Origin of the sequence: Cupriavidus sp. HPC(L) (assembly GCF_000307735.3) — a bacterium.
Taxonomy (GTDB): Bacteria; Pseudomonadota; Gammaproteobacteria; order Burkholderiales; family Burkholderiaceae; genus Cupriavidus.
The window spans coordinates 1-1009 of record NZ_AMPR02000416.1; the positions used below are offsets into that span (position 1 = coordinate 1).

Genomic DNA, 1009 nt, shown 5'->3' on the forward strand with positions numbered 1-1009 from the left:
CATTCGGCGCCAGCGCACGCAGCCGCGCCTTGCGCTGCTCGGGCTTGAGCTTGCCGATGCGTTCGGCCTCCGCATAGAAGGCCTTCCAGTCGCCGCCGCATTGCTCCAGCAGCGCGAGGAACGCCGGCACCCATTGCTGATAGGTGGCGACCGCGGCCAGATGGGCGTTGGTCAGCGGCTGCGAGAACCAGCGGTCGTAGCCGCTGTAGCCGCCCCACGATTCCTTCAGCGCCGCATAGCGCTGGCGCAGCGCGGCGAAGATCGCCGCCTTGCCGGCCCGCTTGGCGTCGTCGTCGATGGGGCTGCGGTACAGCGCGTCCAGTTCGGCGCGCGCCTGCAGCAGCATCGCGCGGAACTGCCGGCGGCGCGCATCGTACTGGCGATAGCTGGCGCGCGCGTCGGCCGAGGCCTCGCGCGCCAGCCAGCGTTCGACGCCGGCGATCTCCACCGCCGAGGCAAACGACTCGTTGAAGGTGGTGTCGTTGCGCACGTAGACCACCTGATGCGCGAGCTCGTGGAAGATCATCCGCGCGAGCTCCCCCTCGGGCAGATAGACGAAGGTGTTCAGCAACGGATCGTCGAAATAGCCCAGCGTCGAATAGGCGGGAACGCCCGCCACATAGGTCTCCAGCCCCTGGCTGCGCAGCCCCGCGGCATAGCGGTGCGCGTCCTCGATCGCGTAGTAGCCGCGGTAGTTGATGCAGCCGACCACCAGGAAGCACCACTTGTGCAGCTCCATCGACAGCTCGGGCGTCGCAAAGACGCTCCACACCACATAGGGACGATGCAGGTTGGCGTAGTGCCGGTAGCTGCCGTTGTCCGGCAGCGCCAGTTCGCGCGAGGCAAAGTCGCGCATGCGTCCGGCCAGCGCGAGCCGGTCGGCCAGCCGCTTGTCGTTGCTGCCGTTGGCGTAGGCGATCGCGTCGGACAGCGGCGTGGCCTGGGCCATCACGCCCAGATGGCCGCTGATCGACTGCGCGTAGTAGCCGACGGCCTCGCAGCATCCCTG

1 protein-coding gene is annotated in these 1009 nt (G+C 68.4%); it reads right to left on the bottom strand.

Translation table 11 applies throughout. The features are described from left to right. Positions 1-1009 (bottom strand): aminopeptidase (locus B551_RS18680; protein ID WP_023264776.1); only part of this gene is annotated, 1009 nt, incomplete at both ends.